Annotated in this window: 5 protein-coding genes and 1 pseudogene; 1 reads left to right on the top strand and 5 read right to left on the bottom strand. The window is 69.9% G+C overall.

Features of this window, described 5'->3' with window-relative positions; all coding sequences use genetic code 11:
- Window positions 1-45: 45 nt before the first annotated feature.
- On the bottom strand, window positions 46-1047 hold the full coding sequence (locus AB0H52_RS31400) for a hypothetical protein (protein ID WP_151491794.1): 1002 nt from the start codon (window positions 1045-1047) through the stop codon (window positions 46-48).
- A 270-nt stretch (window positions 1048-1317) separates the two neighbouring features.
- Here AB0H52_RS31400 and AB0H52_RS31395 point away from each other — a divergent pair, with 270 nt between their 5' ends.
- Complete coding sequence (locus AB0H52_RS31395) at window positions 1318-1971, top strand: hypothetical protein (protein ID WP_357951899.1); 654 nt, start codon at window positions 1318-1320, stop codon at window positions 1969-1971.
- Between the two features lie 3 nt (window positions 1972-1974).
- Here AB0H52_RS31395 and AB0H52_RS31390 read toward each other — a convergent pair whose 3' ends face one another.
- From AB0H52_RS31390 to AB0H52_RS31375, 4 genes and pseudogenes are all read right to left on the bottom strand, one after another.
- Window positions 1975-3195 carry a helix-turn-helix domain-containing protein gene (locus AB0H52_RS31390; protein ID WP_357951897.1) on the bottom strand — a complete coding sequence of 407 codons (1221 nt, stop codon included), beginning with the start codon at window positions 3193-3195 and terminating at the stop codon, window positions 1975-1977.
- A complete protein-coding gene (locus AB0H52_RS31385; RefSeq protein WP_192580543.1) occupies window positions 3182-3352 on the bottom strand; it encodes a hypothetical protein in 171 nt (56 codons plus the stop codon). Before AB0H52_RS31385 ends, AB0H52_RS31390 begins: the two co-directional genes overlap by 14 nt.
- 111 nt (window positions 3353-3463) lie before the next feature.
- Window positions 3464-4654: a helix-turn-helix transcriptional regulator gene (locus AB0H52_RS31380; RefSeq protein WP_151493327.1), complete on the bottom strand. Its 1191-nt coding sequence runs from the start codon at window positions 4652-4654 to the stop codon at window positions 3464-3466.
- Between the two features lie 121 nt (window positions 4655-4775).
- Window positions 4776-5144 (bottom strand): annotated as a pseudogene (locus tag AB0H52_RS31375) (ISAs1 family transposase); the annotation flags it as partial.

The following is a 5144-nucleotide window of genomic DNA, read 5'->3' as shown; positions in this document are numbered from 1 at the left end:
GGGACCCATCCGGGTCCCGCCGCGACGGCGTGGTCCGGCCCGGCGTCAGGCGGTTTTCATACCCCGCGTCGCCAGCTCGCTGAGCGACGCGCTGCCGTTACCGCCGAGCGCGGCTCGCGCCACCGCCGGTTTGCGCAGCTCGAACACCTCGATGAGGATCGTCGGCGTCTCGGACCGGCGGCGGATCCCGTCGACCTCCTGCCGGTCAGGGTTGAACGGCAACGTCCGCCACTGGTTCGCGGTCTCCTGCCAGTCGGACGAGGTGGCCGCGACCAGGCCGTCGAGCATGCTCTCGTAGTTCTCCGGGCTGATCGGGCGACCCAGCCCGTACCGCTCACGCAGCGCGAGGATCTCGGCCGACGGATCTCCGGAGTAGCTGTCGTTGATGCCCAGCCACCAGTGGGCGAAGTAGCTGCCCTGGTAACCCTGGGCCAGGTAGCGCGACCCGTCGTGGTGCACCTCGACGACGAAGTTGTGCACCTGCGGGAACTGGCAGTCGAGCAGCAGGACGGTCGCGGGGCTGGCGGGCTTGACGAGTAACGCCTTCTTGAGCACGTCGCCGTTGCCGGCCCGGTAGGTCTCGCCCGACAGGCGGACGGGCTCGCCGCCCTTGTCGCGCAACTGCTCGCGGATCTGGAACGCCGCCATTCCGCAGTTCGCCCACCTGCGGCTCTCGTCGCGCAGGGCGATCTGCGGGTCGCCGGTCCGCCCCGTACTCGCCAACGCCACGTTGAGTTTCGTCAGGTCGTCGCCGCCGACAGGCTCGTCACGCTGCCGCTGGCTGTCGTCGGTGGCGAGGGCCTTGTCGTTGCGCGCGAAGCGGGTCGCGGCAGTGACGGCCTCGGCCCAGGTCCCGAAGCTTCGATGCGGCAGCAGGATGCTCGCCGACCAGTTCACCAACGCCCCGACGACCTCGAGCTTGAGGTCGCCGGGCAGGAGCGCCTTGATCCGGCTCACGATGTCGTCGGACGCCTTCTCGTCGGTCTCCAGGTTGGGAATTTGCCCGTTCGGTGGGTAGGTGTCCCGCTCCTCGGCGATGATCAGCATCCGAAACCTCCACTGTGTACGGCCGCCCGCACGGCGAGCCGTACTCCAGATTGAACCGTGGGTGAGGAAGCAGACACGCAACGTCGGTCTTCCGTCCCGGATCAAGTGTTGTCGCCAACCGGGTTGACACTGCCCCCCGTCAAAGGGTCACCGTCTTCGACCAGCGGCGCCGGGCAGCGAGTGGAGCCGTGACCATGCCCGCATCTCACGTTCGCGGAAACCCGCCCCGATAGGCTGACGGGCCTCTCACCCGTGACCGAGGGGACGTACATGGCCCGCCCCTACCGCCCCGGACCGAAGCAGTTCGTCTTCACCGCCGGCGACGGCACCACGCACCAGGTCTCGGTGGGCGACCCGCAGGAGGCCTACGTGGCGTTCTCCGCGTTCCTCCGGGGCCGAGAGTCCGACACCTACACGATCACGGACGAAGCGGCGCGGCAGAGTCTGGTGCTGATGCCCCGCCTGGGGGTGATCTCCCGGATCGAGGAGGCGGACCCGCCCCGGTCGGCACACCTGAGGGTCGATCGGGCCAACCGCTACCTGCCGGGCGCCATGCTGTTCTTCGAGAACGGCTATCGCGGCCTCGACCACCTCGGCCAGTGGTTCGCCGACCCAGCCGACCTCGACGGCTCACCGGAGACCCGCGGTGCCGCCCGCGCCGCCACCATCACGACGGAGGCGGCGGCGATCGAAGAGGTAGCCCGGATCTGGGCAGCCTCGGGCTACGTCGACCCCAGCGACCAGTACTACGTCTTCTTCGACTCGCACGACGTCGACGACGACCGCGCCGAACGCGCCACCCTGCTCCCGCTGATCGAACTCCTCGGCCTCGAACGGGTCGACGCCCCGGCCGACGCCGCCGGAGGCGAGGTCTGGGTGCGCACCGACCCCCGCCTCGCTGCCGAATGTGCCCGCTGGTCGTGAGCGTCAGCGGGTGAGCCCGACCAGCGTCGCCAGTCGCGCCACGCCGGCCGGCGCCGGCTGCGCGCAGGCACAATCGGCGATGAGAGTACGCGCCAGCGGCCGTCCCCGAACCTCAGCCGGCGCGACACTGTCCGCGTCGACCAACGCGCGCGCCGCCCCGCGCAGGTCACCGGCGTGCAGGTAGATCCGCGCGACATCGAGCAGGTAGGCACCCCGATACTCGGCCGGCAACCGCCGCCACGCCTCCCGCCGCACGATGCCCACATGCCGTGTCAGTGCGCCGTCGGTGTCACCCCGCTGTGCGGCGAGGAGCACCCGGGCCATCTCCACGACCACCGCCCCGAAGCTGGTGCAGTGCGTGTCGTCGTACCCCCGCAGGTCGGCGGCCCGGTCGATCAGCTCGGTGGCGCGGCGGTGCTCGCCGCAGCCGGCGGCGGCGAGAGCGGCCTGCACCAGCAGCGTCCCACCCACCGCCCACTCCCCCGCGCTCCCGCCCTCGCCCTCGCGCCCGCCCCGGTGATCATGAGGTTGACGGGCGATTTGATCTCCCCAGGGCCGGTCAACCTCATGATCACCGAGGCGGGACGGGGGTGGGAGGAGGCGGTTTGCGGCCTCCAGGGCCAGGGGGTTGCGGTTGGCGGCGCGGAGCGCCTGGGTTATCGAGATGGCTGCTGCTGCCGCGAGGACTCGGTTGTCTCCGGCGGTGGTCATCGCACGGTCGGCGGCCAGCCAGGCCAGGTCGGGTTCGCCGAGCTTCACCAGCAGCGACGAGGTGATCCGGTACGCCTGCACCAGCAGCTCCGCCGACTGCGCACCCTGGGCGGCGTCGAGCAGACCCGGCAGCAGGCACACCAACTGCCCGTAGTGCGCGTGCTGGTAGGTCAACCAGGCGTGCCCGACCTGCCGTCTCAGCTCGTCCGGGGCCTGGGTCGGGATCTGTCGCAGGTCGTAGCGGGCGAGAGCGGCCCGGATGTCGTCCACCCCGTCCGGTGTGCGAGCCGGGGTGCTGCGCGGCTGGCCGAGCAGCACGTCTGGATCGACGCGCAGGACGTGGGCCAGCTCCTGGATCACCGAGTACCGGTCCAGGGTGCGGGCACCCCGCTCGATCTTGTCGACCCAGCTCTTCGACCTGCGCAGCCGGTCGGCGAGCATCTGCTGCGTCATCTGCCGCCGCACCCGCCAGCTCGCCACGCGGCGGCCGATCGGAAGGTCATCGCTGGTCACGCCGCCACCGCCGGTCCGGGACCGCGCGGGTCGTGTCGTCCACGGGTACGCGGTCCGCCTCGGCCTGGGCCAGGAGGCGCTGTTTGGCGGCCTCCCGCTCGGCCGCCTCGGACTGTTTCCCTGCGTTCTCCGGAGCGTTGTCGTCCCGACCGCTCATCCCCGCCTCCTCCGTCAGAGGCCGGGGCGCTCACTGCCCCAGGCCACCGGGACGCACGTACGTCCCAAACCGGACACTAGGGCGGATTGGTAATGCGGCGATTACTGGCAGTTATGCGGCCAGGTTGATGCCGATGCGGCCGGCGAGCAGCCGCAGGTCGTCGGGGATGGCTCGGCGCTGGGCACGCTGGGCCAGGGTCACCACGGCATCGCGGGCGAGGGGGTTGATGGCGAACGGGATCGGTGCCGCCCGCTCGGCCTGCACGAACGCCGCCAGCGCGTCAACGTCTCTGCGACCCCCGTCGGCAAGGGCGCGGCCGAGGTCAAGCCAGTAGGACTGCTGGCGGATCGACGCCGCCAGCACCTGCGGACAGACCGTCCGAGAGAGCTCAATGACCCGGCCGGACTCGCCCTGCTCGGCGGCAATGGACATCTCCCAGAGCCCGACGTTGGTCGGCCCGAAGCCACAGCCGTTGAAGCCAGCTCCGTCGGCCGGATCGCCGAGCGTTGCCGCCTCGCGGGCTGCCTCGGCAAGGTGGTCGCGAGCGACGTCCAACCGACCGCTGACTGTCGACGTCAAGGCGGCCGAGAGATGAAGCTGTCCGAGCATCTGTCGCACCCGCTCGTCGGCTGCCTCGGCTTGCAGCTCGGTCAGTGACCGGTCGGCGGCGCGCGCCGCGACAGGTGCAGATTCGATCGGCAGGCTTTGTGCGTAGGCGAAGCGGGAGGCCGCGATCCATGCCGGGTCTTCGGTGCCTTCAGCGACCGATCCAGCGAGCCGGGCGGCGTTGAGGGCTAGATGGCGGTATCCGAGGTTCCGCAGGCAGGTGGCGGCTTGGTAGGCGACCTGGACGAGCACGGTGCCGCCTACTGCGGCCGCTTCGAGCAGCAGGCCCGGAAGCATGCGAGCCATGGACGGGTAGTTGCACGAAGTGCGGAGCTGCTCGGCGCGGGCGATCTCGGCGGTCAGACGTTCCCTTGTGCATGTCGGTGGACGACGCTCGCCGTCCTCGATCTCGATGAGGGCCGACCAGATCGCCGGCACACACTCGGCGGCGCTCTCACGGGCAGGATCGCCGGACTCTGTGCCCTGGCCGAGCAGGTCAGCCACCGTGACCTGGAGTGCGGCGGCGAGAGCGACCAGAGTGGAGCGACGGTCGATGGTCTTCCGACCCGACTCGATCTGCGACACGTAGGACTGGGTGACGCCTGCGAGCCCAGCGAGGACGGCCTGAGTCATTCCGCCCCGGCGCATCCGCCAGTACCGAATCCTGGCACCGATGGTGTCCGGCTTCTTCACCATGCCTTCACCCATTCCCGAGTAGAGGACCGGGACAGCGACCATGCCTGCACTGTCGCACCGTACACCCGCAGGGCGTCCAAGCGATGACGTTAAATGCGCGAGACACGTCGGTTCACCAGGGCTATTGCGTTCTGGGGTAACTGCTGGTCACAGCGGTTATGAGGTCGTGTGAGCGACGGTCGGCGCGTCGGTTGGCGCGGGCGATGTTGGGTTCGCCGTGGATGTGGTGCCAGCCGATTGCGGTGTTACGCAGGGTGGCCATGACGGCGGGTCCGGTGCCGGTGCGGGCCTGGTGAAGATCTTCACGGAACGTCACATCTCGCACGTTGTGGACCTGGTTTTCGATCAGCCATTCCGCTCTTGCCCATGTCTGCAGGTCAGCGGGTTGGGCGTCGGCGGCGGGTAGGGATGTGACCAGGTAGGCGGTCTCGCGGCTGGTCTTGCCGCCGGTGGTGCGGGTACGGGTGATCCGGACGGCTTGCTGGGCGTG

This window comes from Micromonospora sp. NPDC050695, assembly GCF_040654415.1.
Taxonomy (GTDB): Bacteria; Actinomycetota; Actinomycetes; order Mycobacteriales; family Micromonosporaceae; genus Micromonospora.
This window is presented reverse-complemented; position numbering and strand designations above follow the sequence as displayed.